The following is a 22,032-nucleotide window of genomic DNA, read 5'->3' on the forward strand; positions in this document are numbered from 1 at the left end:
GCTATAAATATTTAATCAAAAAGAAGGAAGGAGGAATAACCGAAAAATCTGGCTTTGTCTGAGTTTTCAGTTTTTGATATCTCCGCGCCTTTTCCTTCGACTGTTATAAATATTTAATCAAGTAGTTATTGTTTAAGTAAGAATAAAAAATGATATATTAAGAATATAAGCCCCTAGATAAATCAAAGGGCTTAAAAGCTTTTTTTAATGAAAAATAGATGTCAACATAATAGAAGATATTGTATTGCTTTCTAAAACTGATTTAATACTGTTCATAAATCAGGATATTTTTCACATCACTACCAACTTTTTTTGAACGAAATAAACCTGGTTTATATACCCAAGCTGCTCGTACATCTGCAGTAATTTTATGCAAGTTTTTGGTTTTTTTTATTGTCAGAGCTACTCTCACATCATTTTTAATCCCATTACCTTGAAAAAACCAAGCTGGTTGAGAAGTTAATCCACCGGAAAAATCAATTGTGACATCTCTCATACGTCCCACATTAAATTCCCAAGGTTCTAGTTCAATATCAGCAGGTAACATATTTAAAACATTAACAGTTACAGGAATAAATTTTAGTAATTTATCAACTGCTACTGTAACTTTGCCTTGAACCAGATATTTATCATCAAATAAATCGGATGGTAATCCATCTACAGCTATTATTGGTTCGGAATCAGTACCTCCTATTAAGGAAATTTCTAATCTGAGTTGTTCAATTTTGCCTTTGGGAATAATAATATTCATCCCTAGTTCGGCTTTAATTTTATCGTATTTATTGTCTGAACCAATAATAGTTGATTCGGCATATTCAGCAATCTCAATTCTAGTTTGTTTAATTAACCGAATTATTTCCCAAGGTTCGAGGTCATCTTGTAATTGTTTTGGATACCCATAACGACTGAACTGTTCTGGTAAATGTTTATTTTCTGTAATCTGACTAGGAATTTTCTCATAGTTATCGGTCAAGTTAATTGTTTGAGTTAGTGGATTTTCATCATTAAAAATATAAGTTGGTTGTAGTAGTATACTTTTCATATTGTTCTCCATGAAAATTGATTAAAATCGGAATTAGTGAGAACTACTTAATGTTTGGCTTGGTAATTACTGACAAATTAGTTGTTCCGTGAGCATTAAGCTATTAGTAGTCAGCGTTTCCCTGCAGGATGCTACGCAAACAGCAATTAGTAATGAATAATTACTTTTAAGATTTAAGAAGGGGACTTTGGCAGTAACTTTTATTCTTTCTCAATTTTAACGGTTGCTTTTACCTTCTCCAAAATTAATAGCTGATAACGCAGTTCCGACCATAGGAAGCTAGCTAATAGCTGAAGGCTGTTTGCGCAGCATTCCGCAGGAAATGCTTACGTTGTTCTCTATAATAAACTTTCTCAATTTCAAAGTCAAACTTCGGATTTTTTGATAATATAATACTCATCTTTAACAGAATTTATCCACAGTAGGGGGTTTAATACCTTAGTCCTGACTTAGTGACTTTTTTACATCCATAGTTGATATTTTTTAAAATTCAGTAATTCGATCTAAGGCTACATCCAAAATAGCAAATTTTTGCCATCCTATTGCATCAAAATGCCACCATTCTGTGATTAATGCTTCAAAGCCATACTTTTTCATTTTCTCTGCTAGTAGTTCGCTATTTCTCTGAACTTCTAATTTATTACCTGAATAATTGCACCAAGCTTTTTCAGAAAAATCATCAAATTATGTAGGCATTTCTAACTCTTTACCAGTATTTAAATCAACTAAAGTCACATCAACTGCAGCACCACGATTATGTCGAGAACCTTTCTCAGGATTAGCAAAATAACGAGAATCTGGCAAAACTTCCCACATCTTTTTTGTTACTGATAGAGGTCGATAGCAATCATAAACTTTTAAACCTAATCCTATTATTTTTAAATCTGCCTGGAGTTGTGATAATTTTTCTGCTACTTCTTTTCTTCAAGCACATTTTGCTACAGGGTATAATTTTTGGTTGAGGAAATTATTTGTAGTGGCATAGCGAATATCTAAAATAATCTCATGATTCAGAGTTTTTATATCTACTAATCTTGCCCATTCAGTAATTTTAGATTCAGCCAGATTATCAATGAATATTGGTTGAGTAATACCTATTTTATTTGTGGTAAATTGATAGGTATTGCCAATATAATTATTGCTAAAATTAGAACAATCGATATTTGTAAAAGTAGGTATTAGGAAAGAAGTAAATAAATATTTATTTTATTTAAACGGATTAATAATCTTGAGTTTTTTTAAACTATTCAACTATCTTGTATATCTTCATAATAAAGAACATTTGCACCTGCTACTAAGGCACTAGCAACAATTAAGCTATCCCAAAATTATCAACTATATTGATTGCGTAAGTATGAAGCAGATTCCAGAATAGTTAAATCAAATTTTAAGGCTTGACAGTGATTATAAAGAGATTGAATAACTGCCTTAATTTTACTTTCATCAAATTTAGCTTTTTTAATTAAATTGACTGAAATTTCATTGATTACTTTGGTACTGATAATGAGATTCGATTTTTATGTGATATAAATAGCAATATTTCGCTTTCTTTCTCTTTCTATTGTTTCTTCTATCCGTTGGTCATCAAATAAGCGATCAAGCCAAAAATTTGTATCAATAAAGTTCAGTTCAATTTGAGTTAATAATTAACTTTAATAAATTTGCTCGCGGGCTAAAAAACCATTGAATTTAATTCGCTGTTCTGTCAGAATGATCGGAAACTTGTTCGCTATACTAGCGATCGCTCCAATAGTTACAGTAGTAGCACCACTAGTTGCTGTTAGAGCATTAGTTTCGTGATTAGCGCGTGATTAATTTTTACTAATTATCACCAAACTCATAGTTCCGCTCAACCCGGTCTTACTTCAATTGGGTGCAGTTAGCGGAACTACAAATTGAGATTTTTTCTTATAGAAACTTCAGTTTAGGAGCTACCGAAATTCTTAATTGGAATTACTGATTAATTCAGAACCAAAAACAATTTCACCAAATTATAGCGTTAAATTTGGTATGAATAAATAAGTAAGTTATAGCTTCAATAATTCAACCTAATTTGTAAAAACAGCCAAGTATTTTCTTGGTGTATCTTATCTTGATCGCTCAACATTTGAAAGTCACTATCAAGGGAAAAAATCTCTACATACTCAAAATCAAACTTCAAATACCTAATCTTTGATACACATCATCCAAATGTTTTAAATGATGTTTCGGGTCAAAACAAGCTGCAATTTCTGCCTCAGATAACTTACTTTTAATTTCTTCATTCTTGCAAATTAAATCCTGAAAATTACCATTTGGTTGATTCCAAGCTTGATGGGCGCAAGACTGAACAATTTGATAAGCATCCTCTCGAATCATGCCTTTTTCTACTAATGCCAAAAGCACTCGCTGACTAAAAATTACCCCTCCATAAACATTCATATTTCGCTTCATGTTTTCTGGGTAAACTAACAAATTTTTGACTAAATTAGTAGTTTCTTTGAGCATAAAATGAGTTAAAATGCAAGCATCCGGCAAAATCACTCTTTCAACAGAACTATGGGAAATATCTCGTTCGTGCCAGAGAGCAACATTTTCCAAAGCGGCAACGGCATGACCCCGCACAATTCTCGCCATTCCCGTTAACCTTTCCGAACGAATGGGGTTACGTTTGTGAGGCATGGCGCTCGAGCCTTTTTGACCCTTAGAAAAATATTCCTCAACCTCTAAAACATCGGTACGCTGGAGGTTACGAATTTCTACAGCAAAACGTTCCATAGAAGCAGTCAGCAACGCTAAAATTTGCACATACTCAGCATGGCGATCGCGTGAAATTACTTGAGTAGATGCAGTATCCGGTTGAAGTCCCAGCTTTTGACAAGCGATCGCCTCAACTCGTGGGTCAATATTTGCATAGGTTCCCACTGCTCCAGAAATCTTACCCACAGCAATATTATCGCGCATTTTTACCAATCTCTGGCGATTGCGACAAACTTCTGCCAACCATCCTGCCAACTTAAAACCAAAAGTTATAGGTTCCGCATGAATACCATGGGAACGACCTACCATCACAGTTTCCCGATGCTGTTGTGCCTGATAGCGAATTGCTTGTCCCAACTCTTCAACACATGACAACAACAGATCCAGACTCGCAACCATCTGTAATGCTAATGCAGTATCCAAAACGTCAGAACTTGTCAACCCTAAGTGAATATACCGCCCAACATCACCAACATACTCATTCACATTTGTCAAGAAAGCAATCACATCATGGCGGACTTCTGCCTCAATTTCGAGAACCCGCTTTGGGTCAAAATTAGCCTTGGCCTTGATTTCTTCTACTGCCTCAGCAGGTATATACCCAAGTTCTGCCTGAGCTTCACAGACAGCTATTTCTACTTGTAACCAAGTTTTTAGCTTGGCATTCTCAGTCCAAAGTTCACCCATTTCGGGCAAGGTGTAACGTTCAATCACACTCTATAATAAAATTAAAACAACCGTTACATTGTATAGCAGGGAACAGGGAACAGGGGACAGTTGGAAAAAAATTTTCTAGTCTAAGATTCGTCATTAGTCTATGTCCTAACCAATTCTTTCTAACTATACTATTGACAACCACAAATGGGGAAAACTGAAAAATTATAGCCCTACGCGCTAGGGAGTAGGGATCAGGGAATAGGGAATCACAAACTGTAAAAGGATTTTAGGATTGAAAAATGTCCTAACCAAGTTCTTGTAGTACTACAACGCATCTAAATTTTTTTACCAACGATCAAGATTTATCGTCCAAAAAGACACTCCGCGATGGGGGTGAAACTATATTAGAGGGATAGAATTCTATTCTACTTGCGCGATCGCTTAATTCGATTAATTTATACCAATTACCATGAATTAATGCTTAACTTAGGTAGCATTTCAATTATTAAAGAAGCACCTCAGCGTTCAGCTTTTCCTGCGGAATGCTGCGCAAACAGCTTTCAGCAGATTTTTTTGAGATGTTCTCGTTTGCGGAGCATTCCGGAAATACGTTGTACTGTGTAAGTGGTAATTCTGATGTTTATTTCTCCCCCACTCCCCCACTCCCTGACTCCTGTACTCCTACGGGCAAACGGCCGTTCGCCCCCACTCCCCCACTCCTCCACTCCCTTGTGTTGTTCAATCAATCAAAATATCTTCCTGAGATTCTTGAGAATCATGTAATCAGTTTAAATCTGGCATTTCATCAAGAACTTGTTTGATAGACTCCTCCCATAACTTTCGCACTTTAGCTAAATAAGGATCGCCCAGACGCATTTGCAGGCGATGCCGAATTTGAAAACTATCCTTTTCATACATCACCAAATTAATCGGAGGTCCCACAGAAAGATTAGATTTCATTGTAGAATCTAGAGAAACTAAAGCACATTTAGCAGCAGCTTCTAAAGAAGTATAAAAACTTAAAGCACGGTCTAAAATTGGTTTGCCATACTTAGTCTCACCTATTTGTAGAAAAGGTGTTTCTTTTGTAGCAGAAATACAATTCCCTTGAGAATAAATCAAAAATAATTCAGGATCTTGTCCTTTAATTTGACCCCCTAGTAATATACTGCATCCAGTGTCAATTCGATCCTTTTGTAGCCAAGAGCGGTCTTTTTCTTGAATCTGTCGAATTTTACTCCCAATATAGCGAGCAATTTCGTAAAGGGTAGGAATAGTATGAAGATTAGTATCCTCAGAAATCTTGAAGTCTTTTTTTCGTTCAGTGATTACTCAAGGAGTAATTGACAAATTTCCAGAAGTGCTGATGAGGATAACCCGCTCTCCAGTCAGAGAAAAATCAAATAGCTTCAGGTAAGTGGAAATATAGTCTACTCCCGCATTAGTACGAGAGTCAGAGGCCATTTAAATACCAGATTCAGTAATAATACCAAGGCAATAAGTCATATATTAAGTAACTCAACCGCTTCGCGGAAGCCAAAAACGAGTAAGTAATTCTGAGCAAACTTTTCGGTGCGAAATGTTATGCAAACAGAATTAAAGACATACTCAAGATAGTCAAAAGTTTAAAATTGAAAGTCAAAAGTCAAGTGAATATACTTCATATACTCTTTTTTTGACCTTGTTTAAGTATTTTTGCAAAATTTTTGTGATTTTGTTGTGCAGGATGCAATTTTTTTAAGAATTTATGAGTACCCTCTTATAGATAATTTAACTAATTTAGGTAATTAAACTCATTCATCCGAAAAATCATCCTTATAGGTATAGCCATAAGACGTAATAAATGTTAACATTCTTGACATAGTATTGAGTAGTGTAAAGGCCATCATAATTATCTGAATAGATAAGAAACGAAAAAGCTGTACTTTAGGCCAATCCAATCTGGATTCTGTACTAAAGCACTTGAATCTTAGTCAAAATCTAATCTAAATTCTCAAAAAATAGTAAAACTTCTTTTATTGTCCACAAATTCTTACAAATAGATTCAAAAGATAAAAGATAATTTGGTTTTTTGACCAGATCTAAAATCTCAGAAATATCAAATTTATAATTTAGAATTTCTGTAGGCCAAATTAATTATATCAAATGGCCATAGAACAAACTTCTTAAAAAAAATCCAAGGAAAGCGCAATACCCGCCCGCTTTTCTTGCTAACTCAAAACAGGGCGCTCGAAACCCTACCAGTAGAGATATCTAGCGGGAGAAGAGTTATGAAGACAAAAACCTCAGACACCGATTCTGTACGCACTTACCTCAGAGAAATTGGCCGTGTCCCCCTATTAACTCATGAAGAAGAAATTCTTTATGGAAAACAAGTACAACGCTTCACAGCTTTGCATGAAGTAAATAAGACCCTCACCGAAAGTTTAGGCCGCAAACCGACAATAGCAGAATGGGCTGAGGCAACAAAATTATCGACTTATGAATTGCAGCGAATTATTCGCGAAGGTGAAAGAGCCAAACGAAAAATGGTCGAGGCCAATCTACGATTGGTAGTATCTGTTGCTAAAAAGTATATCAAACGAAATGTAGATTTGCTTGACTTAATACAGGAAGGCACTATCGGTATGCAGAGAGGGGTAGAAAAATTTGACCCTACCAAGGGCTATAGATTTTCCACTTATGCTTATTGGTGGATTCGCCAGGCCATAACTAGGGCCATAGCAGAAAAAGGTCGTACAATTCGTTTGCCGATCCACATTACAGAAAAGCTGAATAAGATCAAAAAAGCCCAACGCCAACTAACTCAAGAGTTAGGACGCTCTGCCACTACCCATGAACTAGCAGAAGAACTAGGTTTCACTCCAAAACAAATTCGTGAATGTTTGGAACGCGCTCGCTTACCTCTTTCACTGGATTTACGAGTAGGGGACAATCAAGATACGGAGTTAGGAGACTTACTTGAAGATACAGGAGCTTCTCCAGAAGATTATGCTCTCCAATCTTCTATGCGTAGTGATTTAGAATCAATTATGACTGACCTGACTCCTCAACAAAAGCAAGTTTTGGCCTTAAGATTTGGCTTAGAGGATGGACAAAGTATGACTCTCTCAAAAATTGGCGATCGCCTAAATATTAGTCGTGAAAGAGTACGACAAATAGAAAGAGAAGCTCTAAGTAAACTTCGTAAAAGAAAACAAGATATGAATGATTATTTAGCTAGTTAACTTTTCTGGCGGAAAGTCCCCACCCTATAATATTTGATTCAAGGCCCTATAGGAGAGCCATAACATAGAATACTAATGGACACAGGGGGAAGACATGACCTCTATACAAGCTGCAACTCTTCTGCGGGCTGAATAATCCCGCGTTGTCGCTCAAGTGCAGCATCGGGAGTTTATCAAAACCTATCTAAAATGAAGCTAGAGGACTCCCGGTATAATCTTAGATTTACCGGGATGTGAATCGTGACCAAAATAAAAACAGATACTGACCTTGATTTGCAAGAGTCTAACTTAACACCACTCTCAGATAGAATTATGGGTAGTCCTGTAGATGTAGTGATTTATTGTCAAGGTAGGCAACAGCTCATCTGGCAAAAGGCAAGAGAAAATATATCTAATTCAATCGTTTTAGAGGAATAGTATTTGCTTGCCCACTTAATTTTTTTAAGAATATCGCTACTTGTACACCACTACCGAATTATGTTAGAATTACGAAATAAAGCGTCATGTGGCAGTTGCAAAAGTGATTTGTCATTGAGGTATTACTGCCGCCTTTACAGATAGTGGTTCAACAAATTGACTGTGTAGGCGCACTGTCGGGGGTTGGAAACAATCTAGATAAGTGCCACTCAAGCAGTAAACCTAAATCATGAGGTTTGGGAATTCCTCGTTATAATCGAGCGACTTAACGAGTGAGGATGTCAATAACCCTGTAAAGAAATAGAACAAGAAGCAGAGGAAATAAAATACTTTTTCTCTGCTTTAGCTTTCTCAGATTCTAAATCAATTTATCAATCATATCATGTCCATTGGTATAGTTTGTATAAAAACTTGGTAAATCTCTACTTTTTCTTTCTTCCTTATAGTTCATAAAATATTGCTACAGTCACAACATAGGGAACAGGGAACAGGGAAAGAAAAACAGGATTAAAAAGAGGAAAAAGTGTTGAATTTTTATAATTTATGGAATTGATGATTTTTTATTGTCGGAATCAATTACCAATTAAGATGTCACTACCTTTTTTGAATTTGTTATTGCTTGCACTCGATCATACCGATGCTGTCGGACTTGAGTTATATTGACATTTAAAGCTTCAAAATGTATTATTACATAATATATACTTATAGAGCCTATTAAAATGATATGCAAATTTTGTCCCAACCAATGGTTAATATTCTAGCTGCCATAATTTCTACGCACATTTTAAGCTAGCTTTTAAATAATGGACATTGGAAATACCTGAAGTAATAATTTCGGTTATATCTACTTTGATGTGACAATTATGCTGTTACATTAGTTTATAGGAAGTAAGAATATTAACAACCCCAATATATTATGTGGTTAAGTCAATCAACCACATTTGATTTGTCGATATAAACAAAGTTTCTGAAACGGAGTTAGTAAAGTGACCAATAGAAGAAATCAAACCCGAGAGTTTTTTGAAGAAAGTTCAGAAGGAAGTAATTTACTCTGGGAATATGTCCAATCTATGAGTTCAGACACAGTTTCTCAATTATCAAAGCCAAATTCTCAAGAAGTTTTTCAAGTGATGGAAAGAAACATTGTTGGACTTTTAGGCAATCTACCCTCAGAACAATTTAATGTAAGTGTAACAACCAGTAGAGAAAATTTAGGTAAGTTATTAGCTTCAGCAATGATCAGTGGTTATTTTCTCAGAAATGCTGAACAGAGAATGACATTTGAAAAATCTTTGCCAGGAAATCAAATCAGCAATAATGAAGGTTAATTAATTAAGTTTTGATCGTCCTCTTGGTTAATTAACCAGGGGATTTTTGTTTGAAATAGAAAAGATTAAAATATGATATTGCCTCATAAGTTAATTGGTGTTGCTGTCATCTGGAATGAAGCAGGACAAATTTTAATTGATAAACGACTACCTGGGGGTGCATTTGGTGGTTTATGGGAATTTCCAGGTGGCAAAATAGAAGCAGGGGAAACAATAGAAGATTGTATTAAAAGAGAAATCTTAGAGGAGTTAGGAATTGAGATTGCAGTAGAAGAACATTTAATTACTATAGAACATAGTTATTCTGAAGTTAAAGTAACACTTCATGTCTATCATTGTCGCTATTTGCGGGGAACAGCAAAAACTATAGAATGTGATGAGTTTAAGTGGGTAACTTTAGATAATATCGAGCAATTTACATTTCCCCAAGCAAATAGTCAGATTATTACTGCTCTGAAAAAAATCCACATTAATTGACATACTCTACCGTCTGTTTCGACTGTCGCCGACATATTTACAGCAATTAAATTAAATACATCAGGACTTACGCAAATACACTATATATAGCGCATGGTAAATAGAGCGATTGCTGACGCCAAGCTCCGCTAACGCTATGATTTTTGTCAGCGATCACCTACTATTTTTGATTCTATATCTATCCATAAAAACTTAAATAACCGTCATTTTAATTGTAGGATATGGCGTTGGTGAATCAAGCTATGAAACCTAAATTTAGCCAAATATAAAATGTTTTTCAGTTAATAGTTAGACAATTGCCATTCAAGCACAATCATAACCACGCATCACCAACGCCTAGGATATTTGAGATCTGATACTAGATATTTGGATAATAATTGATGTTTGAGTTGATAAATAGTCAGGACTTAGGGAAAGACACTATATATGGCGCATTGCAAATAGAGCGATTGCTGACGCCAAGCTCCGCTAACGCTATAATTTTAACAGAGCGATCGCCCAGTATTTCTGATTCTATATCTATCCATAAAAACTTAAATAACCGTCATTTTATAGCAGTTTTCATTAACATAGAATACAGTTATTAAGTCTGTAATTATTAAACTTCAAAGATACTTATATTTTGTCTGTAGTTTACCTTTTGCTCTGCAACATATAAAGCGGAGCTTTGCGCGAGCAAAAGACGGATTCCGACCGCTTGCGTCTGTCGCTGACGCGGGGTTGCACTGCTGTTCCCTGTTCTCTATTCCCTAAAAGCATAGAACTTTGTACCTTGTACCTTGTACCTGATCAACTCGAAAACTGCTGTAATATAAAATCCGGTTATATAGAACCCTGATGGTATCTTTTTTTTCAATAATCAGGCGATCGCCAATCTCTTAAGCAGCAGTCTCACAAAACAAAGATTGACCTTGGCTGTGGCATTTTCTAAGGTTCTTTTCCTGCGGAATGCTGCGCAAACAAAATTTTTGGCCAAGCTTTTGCATCTTTCCATCCAGGAGTTGGTTCTTTCTATCACCCACCTTGCTTTAACTGGGATAAATCCTGTTTTTCCCAGATTCTCTTTCTGTGCCTTCGATGGTTTGGGCGAGAGTTTAAATCTAATCTTGGTCATAATAGCTGGATAAATTTTTTTCAACTCAATCGTTAATTTTTCCGGGTGATATCCATTATCAAGAAGGATGGTGATTTTAGGAATATTGACCGGTTTAGACTTAAAATAATCAATGTTGTCTGACAACATTTCAATTAATCCCACATCATCAGACACTGATGCTTTGGTACAATGGGCAAAAAAGGGAAAACCTAGACTATCTACTGCTAGATGTCTCTTAATTCCGTTAGTAGCCTTGTAAAAACAAAATCATGCATGACTCTACACAAGCATTACAAGTATTTTTCACCTATGAGTGAATCAATAATGATTAGAGTCGTCCATTTGGCTTTTTTTTTACTTGTTGGCGTACCTTGGCATGCAATACATCTCTAATTTTCTCAATTACTCCTTCATCTCGCCACTGTTTGTAATGCCAGAATACTGTAGAATAAGGAGGCAAGTCCAGGGGTAAATCACACCAGTTGCAACCATTCTTGAGCTGGTAGAGAACACCATCCAATATTTCTCTTTTGCTCCATTTAGGGGGTTTAGTTCTTTTTTTTTTGGGCAGCAGTGGTTCAATTAAAGCCCACTCGCTGTCTGTCAAGCTACTTGAGTATGGCATTTTCTATCCATTATACTCTCTCACAAAGATCCGTTTAGGGGTTCTATAGTTATCGTACTTTCTACTTCCATTCAATGCACACATAAAATGCCGGAATATCCCCAGATTTTTCCCTCCTTTCTGCTTCCTTTCTCCTGACTCCTGAGTTATACGGTAACTAATTATCCGAATACTATATAAATCATACCATGGAACTTCCCTAAAACATCCATGACGTTGCTAGCAAAATCTTGCCAGATATAGTAAGCTAGTGCAAACAAATTTAGGGAGATACATTAGCAAAACACCCTACTTGTCCTCTAGTTAATTTGGCAAAATGTCCCAAACTACTCAAGCACTCTCAAAACCAATATTGGCTGAACCTGGATCGTCTTACAAAAACAACCATCCTCAAGAGTCGCAAGAGTGGGTGGAAGTTTTAGTTGATGTTCCTTTCAAAACTTCAACAGATGATGCTGAAGAGGAGGAAAAGTTATTTACCTACAAAATACCTCCCGATCTGGACATTCAACCAGGAGACATTTTAACAGTACCCTTTGGCAGTCAACAGGTAGGGGCGATCGCCATTCGCAAAACCTCCCAACTACCAGAAGGGTTAACGAGCGATCGCATCAAAAATGTATCGGACATTATTACTAGAGGTTTTTTCCCTCCCACTTATTGGCAACTTATAGAAAAAGTTGCTAGTTATTATCAAACACCTATTATTAGAGTTATTCGCACCGCTCTACCACCAGGGTTACTCAAACGTAGTCAACGACGCATCCGCATTATAGAAGAAGCAATACCAACAGGTGCAGAAATTTTTCTCAATGCTACCGCTAAAAAAATTCTGGAAGTTCTGCAAAATTCTAAAACCAAAGATTACACCTGGCAATATATCCAACGTCAAGTCAAAAGTGCTAACAGAGGATTAAAAGATTTACTCCAACGAGGTTGGGTAGAAAGTTATCTCGAACCTCCTTCTCCTCCAAAACCAAAATTGAGACAAGCTGTAACTTTAGTTGTTCAAAACTTACCCAAAGATTTAACCCCACGTCAACAAGAAGTAATGGAAGTACTACGGCGAAATGGTGGGGAAACATGGTTAACTGAATTGCTTAATAGTTGCAAAACCAACTCTTCTGTGGTAAGAAAACTAGAAGAAAAAGGCTGTGTCATCATAGAAGCACAGGAGGTGTTGCGACGTGAAGAAGGTAGGGGCAATATCAGAGATGAAATCAAAATGCTGACTCCCTATCAAGGAGAAGCATTAACAACTATTACCCAAATACAAGAATTTGCTCAAGTGCTGTTGCATGGAGTTACAGGATCTGGAAAAACAGAAGTATACTTACAGGCGATCGCTCCTATTCTCGAAAGTGGCAAATCTGCCCTTATACTTGTTCCCGAAATTGGTCTGACACCCCAACTCACTGATAGATTTCGTGCCCGTTTCGGAAAAAAAGTCTACGTTTACCATAGCGCTCTGTCTCCGGGGGAACGTTACGATACCTGGCGTAATATGACATGGGGTATTCCTCAAGTTATTATTGGCACTCGCTCCGCTATCTTTGCTCCATTACCAAAACTAGGTCTAATCGTATTAGACGAAGAACACGATAACAGTTTCAAACAAGACCGTCCTGCCCCTTGTTATCATGCTCGCACCGTAGCAAAATGGCGAGCTGAACTCGAAAACTGCCCCTTGATATTAGGTTCCGCAACACCCTCTTTAGAAAGTTGGTTGGAAACTAGGAAACACCATATAGATGAAACTGTTTCCTCAAAAACAAACACCTATTACCTGTCACTACCAGAGCGCGTCCACTCACGATCAATGCCACCCATAGAAATAGTGGATATGCGCCAACAACTGCGACAGGGAAACCGCACAATGTTCAGCTATCCTCTACAAGAAGCACTGCAACAACTACAGGAAACTAAACAACAAGGCATTTTATTCATCCATCGTCGCGGTCATAGTACATTTGTGTCTTGTCGTAGTTGCGGTTATGTAATGGAATGTCCCCACTGTGACGTTTCACTTTCCTATCATTACACCCACGAAGGCGCAACTCAACTGTTACGTTGTCATTACTGCAATTACACTCAACTACAACCCCAACGTTGTCCTGAATGTGATTCTCCTTTTTTCAAATTTTTTGGCAGTGGTACTCAAAAGGTAACTCAAGAGTTAACTAGACAATTTCCCGATTTACGATGTATTAGATATGATAGCGACACTACTCGCACCAAAGATGCACATCGAATATTGTTAACTCAGTTTGCTAATGGAGAAGCAGATTTATTAATCGGTACTCAGATGTTGACCAAAGGTTTAGATTTAGCCCAGGTAACATTAGTAGGAGTTGTTTCTGCCGATGGGTTACTACATTTTTCAGATTATCGTGCTAATGAGCGTGCTTTTCAAACATTGTTGCAAGTGGCAGGTCGTGCTGGTCGTGGAGATAATCCAGGGCGAGTAATTATTCAGACTTATACTCCAGAACATCCTGTGATTCAAGCAGTGCAACGTAATGATTATGATTCTTTTGTGGAAACAGAATTACAAGCAAGAGCAGAATTGCGATATCCTCCTCACGGGCGGTTGATTTTATTGCGTCTGAGTAGTTATGACCCGACTGAAGTAGCGGTAACTGCTCAAAAGTTAGCAAGTGTGTTAATGGAAAAAGCGGAAGCAGGAAAATACGATTTATTGGGGCCTGCACCTGCTCCTATTGCTAGAGTCGCTAATCGTTATCGGTGGCAGATTTTGTTAAAGTTATTGTCTGGATGTGATGATGTACCCGATCTGACTAAGTTGAGTAATATTTGTCGTCCAGGAGTAAGTTTGACTGTGGATGTCGATCCTATGAATTTGTGAGAAATTTAGTTCAGTGGGGAAGTTAGGGGAAGACACGGATTTTGCCACGGATACACGGATGGTAGTTAAGAAGTCTAAGAGTCTAATTTTTCAGATTATCAAGGGGTATGGGTTTGGAGACCAAACCCCTACGGTTATTCAGACTCTAAAAAAAGAGCCACTATTTTCCCACAATACCAATCTAATCTGAGAATATAACAACTTTTTCTAATTGTCAAGGTGCGATCGCTACTTTGATTACCAAAAATTTCTGGAGTAATTTCAATATCTGTTATACTATCCTTAATATAAAATTCTGAATATTCTACCTTCTTAACTTGAAAAACTATGATTGCTGAACCTCAAAATTATCAAAAAATGAGTCCTGAAGAATATCTCGAATGGGAAGCAAAACAGGAACTTCGTTATGAATATATTGATGGTGAAATTTTTGCCATGACTGGGGGAACTATTCCTCATTCTAAAATTTACCTCAATTTCTACAGAGCTTTGTTTCCTCATTTGAGTCAAAGAGGTTGTGAAGCTTATGTTGCAGATGTGAAAGTTCAGGCGAATGAAAATAGTCGTTATTTCTATCCCGATCTAGTGGTTACTTGCCACCCTGACGATCTAAAATCCCGTGACTTTATCCAACATCCAAAAGTAATTGTTGAGGTGCTTTCGCCAAGTACAGCAAGTTACGATCGCGGCGATAAGTTTAAATATTATCGTCAAATTCCTAGTTTGCAGGAATATGTATTGGTAGACTCGGAATCAAATTCAGTGGAAATTTATCGTCGAAGAGAGGGGAAAATGTGGCTTTGCAATTTTTATGAAGCGGGAGAGGCGATCGCTTTAGAAAGTATAGAGTTTGAATGTCCGATGGAACTTTTGTATGAAGGAGTGACATTTGAAGTCAGAAGTTAGATAGGGGAGCATTCGGATTGGCGACGTACAGAAGCCAGAAGTTAGACCTGATAATTACTATACCCTAGCCATTGCGACTGGAACGGAGTGGAAGGAAGCAATCTCAGAAACTCCGTGATACTACTGAAATTTAAAATTTTGGTAAAGTTTTGGTATAACCTATTCCCTCTTGCCTAAATAAAATGTTATGCTAATTGTGCAAGTGTGCAAATAAACGAAAAAATTATCAAAACTGACAGAGCTATAATTCCTAGCTTTTTTGGCAAGCAATAGCTACAGTAACTACATAGCAAAATTTTGTAGGATTTTTGAATTTATAAAGTCAAAAGTCTAATTCATAAACATAACTAAACAACCTGAGTACAAAAATAAAGGTAACTAAGAACTAATTATTAGATATGCACAATCAAAAACAAGCAATTAATAGCCAAGCAACTAACCTAAAGAAAATTGGTAAAAGAGCCTGCTTTCAGCTCTTCATCCTCCTAGCTTTTACAACTCCCGCTAACGCTTTTTATCAGAAACTTACCGCACCCGACGGTTCTGTTGGTGACTTCTTTGGAAACTCAGTAGCTCTAAGCGATAACACAGCCCTGATTGGTTCCTATGGAGATGACGACAACGGATTAAACATTGGTTCAGCTTACCTATTTGACACTACTACTGGCAGTTTGCTCCACAAATTTACCGCACCCGACGGTTCCGCATTCGACGACTTCGGGTACTCAGTAGCTCTCAGCGATAATACAGCCCTGATTGGTTCTTATAGAGATGACGACAACGGTTCAATCAGTGGTTCAGCCTACCTATTTGACATTACTACTGGTAGTTTGCTCCACAAATTTACTGCGCCCGACGGTTCCGAATTCGACTGGTTCGGAAAGTCAGTAGCTCTCAGCGATAACATAGCTCTGATTGGTTCCCCCTTAGATGAAGACAACAGAACAAACAGTGGTTCAGCCTACCTATTTGACACTACTACTGGCAGTTTGCTCCACAAATTTACCGCACCTGACGGTTCTGCATACGACATCTTCGGAAACTCAGTAGCTATAAGCGATAACATAGCCCTGATTGGTTCCTACGGAGACGATGACAACGGCTCAAGCAGCGGTTCAGCCTATCTATTTGACACTACTACTGGTAGTTTGCTCCACAAATTTACTGCACCCGACGGTTCTCTTAACGACAATTTTGGAAACTCAGTAGCTATAAGCGATAACATAGCCCTGATTGGTTCTCCATCTGACGATGACAATGGCTCAAACAGTGGTTCAGCCTACCTATTTGATACTACTACTGGCAGTTTGCTTCAGAAATTTACCGCACCTGACGGTTCTCTTCACGACAATTTTGGAAACTCAGTAACTCTAAGCGATAACACAGCCCTGATTGGTTCCTACAGAGACAACGATAAAGGAATATACAGTGGTTCAGCCTACCTATTTGATACTACTACTGGCAGTTTGCTCCGTAAATTTACTGCGCCCGACGGTTCTCCATTCGACCGCTTCGGAAACTCAGTAGCTCTAAACCGTAACACAGCTCTGATAGGTTCTTTTAGAGACGACGACAACGGAACAAACAGTGGTTCAGCTTACCTGTTTACCACTAATACTCAATCAACACCTGACCCTAAATCAACACCAGAACCATCATCGCTCTTAGGAATAGCAGGCACCGTTGCGATCGCCGCCTTATCCCGAAAAAAGCAGCAGAAAAAATAACAAGAAAAATTTCTCATAGCTAACTTATCAAGCACGGAATTCAGCTTCTAAATCTTTGCTTGATTTTTTTTGAGAGTTCTACTTATATTTTCACAACTTACGCACGGAAACTAAATATAGTGATAGCGAAGGACATTAATCCCTACATATAGCCTTTTCAACGCATATTTGCCCCCCGTCCTGAAAATGCTATAAAAAACTTGTAAATAATATAGATGGAAAAAATCCATCAAAACTGGACATAGCCATAATTCCTAGCTTTTTTGCCCAATAATAGCTAGTAGCCTACATACCAAAAGTTTGTAGGACTATTGTAGCAGTTCCATTTTGGAACTCAACACAAAGCATAATATTTTCAGTAAACACTTATACATGGGAACAAACTAAAAATATGGTAGACGTTTTCTTTAATTCTTGGGATAATGGCGGATTAAATAATTCACGCTCTATAGACACAAGCGACCCTACTTATGTAATCGTACATGGTTTCCAAAGTACGGGTGGAAATTCAGGTAATAACTTCACCCCTGAAGGTTGGATGTCAGAAATGGCACAAAATATACGAGATTTGGAAGGCAATGATGCTAACATTTTATTAGTAGATTGGCAAGATGGCGCTGATACTCTCAATTATTGGGCTGCTGCTGACAGAGTTGATGATGTGGGAGTTGAAGTCGCAAACTATTTGTTGGGTCAAGGTATTAATCCTGCCGATACCACACTTATTGGTCACAGTTTAGGTGCTCATGTGATGGGTGAAGCAGGAGAAGAATTTCGTGAACGTAGTGGGGAAGTCGATCAACTTATTGGTCTCGATCCAGCAGGTCCTGAATTTGAAGGAGGTTGGTTCTCTAGTGCTAACCCCACAGACGATCGCCTAGATCCAAGTGATGCGGATAGAGTTGTTGCTTTCCATACAAGCAGTACATTGGGATACGATGACCCATTAGCTGACTTAGATGTATATATTAACTGGGACGATCTATTCCAACCAGGTTCCTTTAGTTTTGTAAGTAATCACAGCTACGCTCACACATTGTATAACGATCTATTAGATGGGTTCACATTCCCGCAAAGTGACGACACTACTTTATCACTCTCAACTATTAATGGTAACACGACAGGTTCAGTATTTGTAGATACTTTTGCTGTATAGTCTAATCGATAAGGTGACACTGTTTTCCTAATCAAGGCAATAATACTAATTCAATAAATGTTTGCTACAAATAGCTAGGGTACTTTTTAGGAGTCAACCCACCCCTCGCCCCTCCCCCTCCCAACCCACCCCTAACCCCTCCCAGGAGGGGAGGGGAAGTCAGGAGTCAGGAGTCAGAAGGAATTGCTTCAATACCATTTTTTAAGCCGTAAATCATCTTTTTTCTCAAAAGGACATCTCCTGCAAAATATTTTTATCGCCCTTACTATTCGTAACATTCTTTTTTCAAAATGGTATAACAACTGTAGCATTAGCAATGCTTTGCCTGAAAAACTAACAAAAAAATAGTGGTTTGCATATAAATTAATCACAAACCGCTATATTTTTTTACCTATATTTCTCTTAAGATTCTGCTTGAATTCTTTGTATTGCTTTCTCGATTTTTTTTACATCTTCTTCTTTACCTTGTTCTTTTAATAGGTCTCATACCAATTACCATGCATTAATGCTATACTTCCGATGAACTTCAGTTATTAAGTAATAATAATCGTTTAGTAATGTTGATAACGATTATCGGCATTAAACCAAGATATATTACCTCTTTTCACCCTACTCCCTACTCCTTTTTCCCCTCCACGGTCGGGGTTAGGGGTGGGTCCCTACTCCCTACTCTCAAGGAGATGTAGCAATAATGCGTGAGATTTAGTATCAATGGGTGAGAGATACTAATGCTTCAGGTCGTTTATTTTCCCAAGTATAATGCTACCCCTAGTTGATAATGAAGCACTGCTAGGTCTGGTTTGATTAGCCTTTGGTCTTTCTTTTACTACCTAGCATTAAACCGCCTAGTGTGATCAAACCAAAAATTAGGGTTGGTTCAGGTGTTTTTGTGGGTTTGGGAGTTTCTTGGGGAGTAAACTTGGCGTACGGAATTGATGAAGGAGAAGAAAAACGTGCACTAGAACGCAAAAACAACAGATCCTGTGATGGTGATGACGCATCTTGCACTGAACGTACGGACAGGGGTGTATTAAAAGAAAAAGGAATCAAAAACCAGTCAGCTAAAGCGAATTGAGGTAACCTACGAGTAAATTCGCTTTAGCCTAACGCAGTAACGACGGCCTCTGCTGCCTTGAGGGCTCCGCTCTCGGTGTCGAAGTCAAAAGTCCCATTGTAAATATTATCGTATGAATCGAATATAAATTCTACATCAAATAACTCTTCATGGACTTCTAAATCCAATATTGAGACCACGGCTCCGTCGTTGCCTCTTATTAATGTCGTTGCAGATGCACTAGGCGGTGCGAACAGGCAGGCAGAAAAAGCCACTAGGGCAGCGCCAACGCTAGCAATACTTTTCGTTACCTTGTTTTTGGATTTCATATATTGTTTTTGGTTTTTTTTGATTATTTTGTAATCGTAATTTCCACCCCCTAGTGTCAAGAGCATTTCGCCAACTTCATCAAATCTTGATAAAAAGAGTGAAAATCACGCGTCTTCTTCATCAAATCTTCTCAAAGAACTTCAAACTTCTGACTTCTCCTTTCTTTTGCTGCCTAGCATTACTCCACCAAGTGTGATCAAACCTAACATTAGGCCTGGTTCTGGGACTGGGACTGGTTCGGTGGGTGTACCTCCCGAAGCTAAGACGAAGTCCCTTTGCCCTGTTCCTTTGTTTATGAAGGAACGGGCTTCGTCCCCCCCCAGTGGGTCGGATAAGGTAAGCGGCTGGTGCGTTATTACAATCTCCGTTGAAGTGGATGAGCCCCCCATTAGCGTATAGCTAACTTCAAAAGGTGGTGGAGCAACATCAGAAATCGAAAAAAACGAGGACTCGGAATCGAACACGCCAAAAAGATCCAAAGTGATTTGATCTGCTGTTGCCATTAAATTCACGGCACCATCGGTGGTTATCTCCGAATTGTCTGGTGACAGGATGGTGGGATTAAACTGGGAACTGTTAAAGGTAAGCTCCCAATCTATGATGTTTTCAGTCGTAATAGCTCCTAGAGTACCATCAGTTTCAATTATTCCCATTACATCTACATTACCAGTACAACCAATGTCACAAGCTTCAGAAGCAGAAAAGGTGTAGGTTATAGCTTGAGCTTGAGCAGGAGGTGTAAATAAACCAATTGCAATAAAAGCCAAAGCTGCTGCTGTGTTCTGGGTTCTTGTAAATGTTTTTAGCATGATTATTTCTCTTCCTTTTCTATTATTTTCTTATCTGTATAAATCCTAATGTCATGCCAAGAACATGTCAAGAAAAAAATACCAAATTCATCAAATCTTCATATAAATGTGTAAATTACTATATCGTCTTCATCAAATCTTCATAATATCAGTTAAATTATCCCCAATCTTTATACTCTTATACCAAGCAGTGAAATGTTGTATCTTATTTAAATTTCCTGATTTGGGCGCTTTTGTCATGGCGTAAAGCCACCACCTCAAAGTGCCATCGCCTCCGTAGTAGTACAGTAGGGTGCGTTAGGCGCTTACTACAAACTACGGTTGAACTGTCAAATATTACGTTGCGCCGTAACGCACCGTTGAGTAGTTTGTAGCTATCTCAAAGATCTCGGTGCGTTACTGGAGTGACTCCTGTCTACTAACTCCTTCTTCTTCCCTCTTCATTCTGACTCGGTCCGACTGACTCCTTCTTCATAAACGAGCTGATTTTATGTATTTCCACAGGAGAGATAAAATCGTCTCTTTCTTGCCTGGTAATATAACCTGTTTCTGTTGCCATGTCTGCAATCTTGATGCAAAAGTCAGTAAAGTTTCCAAGACTTCTTTGCGGTCTAATTGAAATTGTTTGTAACTGCTATCTAGAGAAAAGTTTTTATTGCTATCCAAATAGCCAAAATATCGTAAGTTGCAGTTAACCTTGTTGCCAAGAGGTACTAATTCTATTCTGAGGCAAAAACTATCAACAAATTCTAACCGTATTGTTCCCCCTCGCGATAACTGGTCGATTTTTGTAGGTAAATCTTCTTCAAGGAGCATAGAGATATCGGGGTCTAAAAATACTTTGATTTGTTCTTTGCCTATTTCGATCAAGATGTGGCGATCGCACCAGTAACAAAAACGCCTAATTCCCATTTCAAAATGAGACAATTCTCCTAAGACATCTTCCGGAGGAGCAGCAAATTTTTCTCATAATTGCAGCAATATAAGAATCTAGTAATTTATATCATGTTCCCCCTCCGGGGGAGCTACGCTAACGGTTGAATACTTATAAATGACTGTTGTGAGTCCTCAGGAGTCAGGAGGACCGAGTCAGGAGGAAATATTGGAGAAAAAGAACAAATATTGGTATTGGGGGTATTGATAATTTAAGTATTTGTTTGGTACTGTCGATACCCGGAGTCCTTAAATTTTATTATAACTGACCCGTCCGTTAGCGTAGCTCCCCCGGAGGGGGAACATGATATTACTTACTTCTTCTAAATGCAGTACCAATTCTGAAGTATTCCCATATTCAAGGTCATTTGCCAGAATTAAGTAATATCGCGACTCCTAAGCGGGAACCTTGTGCAATATTCAAGAATCGGATTTTATCTGCTAACCCTTTTTTCCGAAAACCTTCTGCTATATTTGCTGGCACTGATACAGATGCTCGTCTTAACTGAGAAATTAATCCGTAGGTTTCTGTCTTAGGAAAGTTACTGCTAAAGCGGTATACCTCTAAAACGAGTTGATGTGCTTTTTGCCAAACTATCAAATCTTGAAAACTTTTAGCAAATTCTCTCTTCATTCTGTCTCC

General features: G+C 37.8%; 20 protein-coding genes and 2 pseudogenes. 10 read left to right on the forward strand and 12 right to left on the reverse strand.

All coding sequences use genetic code 11. The features are described 5' to 3' along the window. Positions 1–262: 262 nt before the first annotated feature. The 5 genes and pseudogenes from F6K18_RS08990 to F6K18_RS09010 form a co-directional block, all read right to left on the reverse strand. Positions 263–1,042, reverse strand: coding sequence for a hypothetical protein (locus F6K18_RS08990; protein ID WP_287520221.1), 780 nt, complete (start codon positions 1,040–1,042; stop codon positions 263–265). A gap of 483 nt (positions 1,043–1,525) precedes the next feature. Beyond that, positions 1,526–1,951, reverse strand: a pseudogene (locus F6K18_RS08995) (M15 family metallopeptidase); the annotation flags it as partial. 1,248 nt (positions 1,952–3,199) lie between these two features. Then, positions 3,200–4,495 carry an adenylosuccinate lyase gene (purB, locus tag F6K18_RS09000; RefSeq protein ID WP_287520222.1) on the reverse strand — a complete coding sequence of 432 codons (1,296 nt, stop codon included), beginning with the start codon at positions 4,493–4,495 and terminating at the stop codon, positions 3,200–3,202. A 503-nt stretch (positions 4,496–4,998) separates the two neighbouring features. Then, positions 4,999–5,184: a hypothetical protein gene (locus F6K18_RS09005; RefSeq protein WP_287520224.1), complete on the reverse strand. Its 186-nt coding sequence runs from the start codon at positions 5,182–5,184 to the stop codon at positions 4,999–5,001. Positions 5,185–5,221: 37 nt separating this feature from the next. After that, positions 5,222–5,902: pseudogene (locus tag F6K18_RS09010) on the reverse strand (peptidase). An 806-nt stretch (positions 5,903–6,708) separates the two neighbouring features. Here F6K18_RS09010 and F6K18_RS09015 point away from each other — a divergent pair. The 4 genes from F6K18_RS09015 (at position 6,709) to mutT (ending at position 9,887) form a co-directional block, all read left to right on the forward strand. After that, positions 6,709–7,665, forward strand: coding sequence for an RNA polymerase sigma factor, RpoD/SigA family (locus tag F6K18_RS09015; RefSeq protein ID WP_287520225.1), 957 nt, complete (start codon positions 6,709–6,711; stop codon positions 7,663–7,665). Positions 7,666–7,905: 240 nt separating this feature from the next. Next, positions 7,906–8,082 carry a hypothetical protein gene (locus F6K18_RS09020; RefSeq protein WP_287520226.1) on the forward strand — a complete coding sequence of 59 codons (177 nt, stop codon included), beginning with the start codon at positions 7,906–7,908 and terminating at the stop codon, positions 8,080–8,082. Positions 8,083–9,068: 986 nt separating this feature from the next. Then, entirely contained in the window at positions 9,069–9,410 is a 342-nt protein-coding gene (locus F6K18_RS09025) for a DUF760 domain-containing protein (protein WP_124144411.1), read from the forward strand. 72 nt (positions 9,411–9,482) lie between these two features. Next, positions 9,483–9,887: an 8-oxo-dGTP diphosphatase MutT gene (gene mutT / locus F6K18_RS09030; protein ID WP_287274454.1), complete on the forward strand. Its 405-nt coding sequence runs from the start codon at positions 9,483–9,485 to the stop codon at positions 9,885–9,887. A gap of 859 nt (positions 9,888–10,746) precedes the next feature. On the opposite strand, the gene F6K18_RS09035 is transcribed toward mutT, so the two are convergent. Together F6K18_RS09035 and F6K18_RS09040 are read right to left on the reverse strand one after the other, a co-directional pair. Further along, the gene (locus F6K18_RS09035; RefSeq protein WP_287520307.1) at positions 10,747–11,223 is read right to left on the reverse strand and encodes a transposase; all 477 of its coding nucleotides are present in this window, start codon (positions 11,221–11,223) and stop codon (positions 10,747–10,749) included. Between the two features lie 88 nt (positions 11,224–11,311). Continuing rightward, a complete protein-coding gene (locus F6K18_RS09040; protein ID WP_287520228.1) occupies positions 11,312–11,608 on the reverse strand; it encodes a transposase in 297 nt (98 codons plus the stop codon). 316 nt (positions 11,609–11,924) lie between these two features. Between F6K18_RS09040 and priA the strand changes: the two genes are divergently transcribed. From priA to F6K18_RS09065, 5 genes are all read left to right on the forward strand, one after another. Further along, complete coding sequence (priA, locus tag F6K18_RS09045) at positions 11,925–14,474, forward strand: primosomal protein N' (protein ID WP_287520229.1); 2,550 nt, start codon at positions 11,925–11,927, stop codon at positions 14,472–14,474. 327 nt (positions 14,475–14,801) lie between these two features. Next, entirely contained in the window at positions 14,802–15,380 is a 579-nt protein-coding gene (locus tag F6K18_RS09050; protein ID WP_287520230.1) for a Uma2 family endonuclease, read from the forward strand. 398 nt (positions 15,381–15,778) lie between these two features. After that, positions 15,779–17,107 carry a WD40 repeat domain-containing protein gene (locus tag F6K18_RS09055; RefSeq protein WP_287520232.1) on the forward strand — a complete coding sequence of 443 codons (1,329 nt, stop codon included), beginning with the start codon at positions 15,779–15,781 and terminating at the stop codon, positions 17,105–17,107. Between the two features lie 391 nt (positions 17,108–17,498). Continuing rightward, complete coding sequence (locus F6K18_RS09060) at positions 17,499–18,263, forward strand: alpha/beta fold hydrolase (RefSeq protein ID WP_287520234.1); 765 nt, start codon at positions 17,499–17,501, stop codon at positions 18,261–18,263. Between the two features lie 61 nt (positions 18,264–18,324). Next, a complete protein-coding gene (locus F6K18_RS09065) occupies positions 18,325–18,468 on the forward strand; it encodes a hypothetical protein (RefSeq protein WP_287520235.1) in 144 nt (47 codons plus the stop codon). A gap of 599 nt (positions 18,469–19,067) precedes the next feature. Here F6K18_RS09065 and F6K18_RS36500 read toward each other — a convergent pair. Further along, the gene (locus F6K18_RS36500; RefSeq protein ID WP_353735038.1) at positions 19,068–19,121 is read right to left on the reverse strand and encodes a hypothetical protein; all 54 of its coding nucleotides are present in this window, start codon (positions 19,119–19,121) and stop codon (positions 19,068–19,070) included. On the opposite strand from F6K18_RS36500, the gene F6K18_RS09070 reads away from it, so the two are divergent. Beyond that, complete coding sequence (locus F6K18_RS09070) at positions 19,114–19,338, forward strand: hypothetical protein (protein ID WP_287520238.1); 225 nt, start codon at positions 19,114–19,116, stop codon at positions 19,336–19,338. The two genes, F6K18_RS36500 and F6K18_RS09070, sit on opposite strands and share 8 nt — an antisense overlap. Positions 19,339–19,361: 23 nt before the next feature. Here the strand turns inward: F6K18_RS09070 and F6K18_RS09075 are convergent, their stop codons facing one another. The 4 genes from F6K18_RS09075 to F6K18_RS09090 all read right to left on the reverse strand — a co-directional run bounded on the left by F6K18_RS09075 (position 19,362) and on the right by F6K18_RS09090 (position 22,023). Next, positions 19,362–19,646: a hypothetical protein gene (locus tag F6K18_RS09075; protein ID WP_287520241.1), complete on the reverse strand. Its 285-nt coding sequence runs from the start codon at positions 19,644–19,646 to the stop codon at positions 19,362–19,364. Positions 19,647–19,787: 141 nt separating this feature from the next. Continuing rightward, positions 19,788–20,456, reverse strand: coding sequence for a PEP-CTERM sorting domain-containing protein (locus F6K18_RS09080; protein ID WP_287520244.1), 669 nt, complete (start codon positions 20,454–20,456; stop codon positions 19,788–19,790). Positions 20,457–20,927: 471 nt separating this feature from the next. After that, positions 20,928–21,383, reverse strand: a complete 456-nt coding sequence (locus tag F6K18_RS09085) for a hypothetical protein (protein ID WP_287520247.1) — start codon at positions 21,381–21,383, stop codon at positions 20,928–20,930. Between the two features lie 370 nt (positions 21,384–21,753). Beyond that, on the reverse strand, positions 21,754–22,023 hold the full coding sequence (locus tag F6K18_RS09090; RefSeq protein WP_287278570.1) for a four helix bundle protein: 270 nt from the start codon (positions 22,021–22,023) through the stop codon (positions 21,754–21,756). Positions 22,024–22,032: the final 9 nt, after the last annotated feature.

The organism is Okeania sp. SIO2C2, from assembly GCF_010692625.1.
Taxonomy (GTDB): Bacteria; Cyanobacteriota; Cyanobacteriia; order Cyanobacteriales; family Microcoleaceae; genus Okeania; species Okeania hirsuta.

Bases quoted from the DNA above. Each gene is read 5' to 3' on its own strand.
- F6K18_RS08990 (WP_287520221.1), bottom strand. From the start codon at position 1,042: ATGAAAAGTATACTACTACAACCAACTTATATTTTTAATGATGAAAAT.
- F6K18_RS09015 (WP_287520225.1), top strand. From the start codon at position 6,709: ATGAAGACAAAAACCTCAGACACCGATTCTGTACGCACTTACCTCAGA.
- mutT (WP_287274454.1), top strand. From the start codon at position 9,483: ATGATATTGCCTCATAAGTTAATTGGTGTTGCTGTCATCTGGAATGAA.
- F6K18_RS09040 (WP_287520228.1), bottom strand. From the start codon at position 11,608: ATGCCATACTCAAGTAGCTTGACAGACAGCGAGTGGGCTTTAATTGAA.
- priA (WP_287520229.1), top strand. From the start codon at position 11,925: ATGTCCCAAACTACTCAAGCACTCTCAAAACCAATATTGGCTGAACCT.
- F6K18_RS09050 (WP_287520230.1), top strand. From the start codon at position 14,802: ATGATTGCTGAACCTCAAAATTATCAAAAAATGAGTCCTGAAGAATAT.
- F6K18_RS09055 (WP_287520232.1), top strand. From the start codon at position 15,779: ATGCACAATCAAAAACAAGCAATTAATAGCCAAGCAACTAACCTAAAG.
- F6K18_RS09060 (WP_287520234.1), top strand. From the start codon at position 17,499: ATGGTAGACGTTTTCTTTAATTCTTGGGATAATGGCGGATTAAATAAT.
- F6K18_RS09075 (WP_287520241.1), bottom strand. From the start codon at position 19,646: ATGAAATCCAAAAACAAGGTAACGAAAAGTATTGCTAGCGTTGGCGCT.
- F6K18_RS09080 (WP_287520244.1), bottom strand. From the start codon at position 20,456: ATGCTAAAAACATTTACAAGAACCCAGAACACAGCAGCAGCTTTGGCT.
- F6K18_RS09090 (WP_287278570.1), bottom strand. From the start codon at position 22,023: ATGAAGAGAGAATTTGCTAAAAGTTTTCAAGATTTGATAGTTTGGCAA.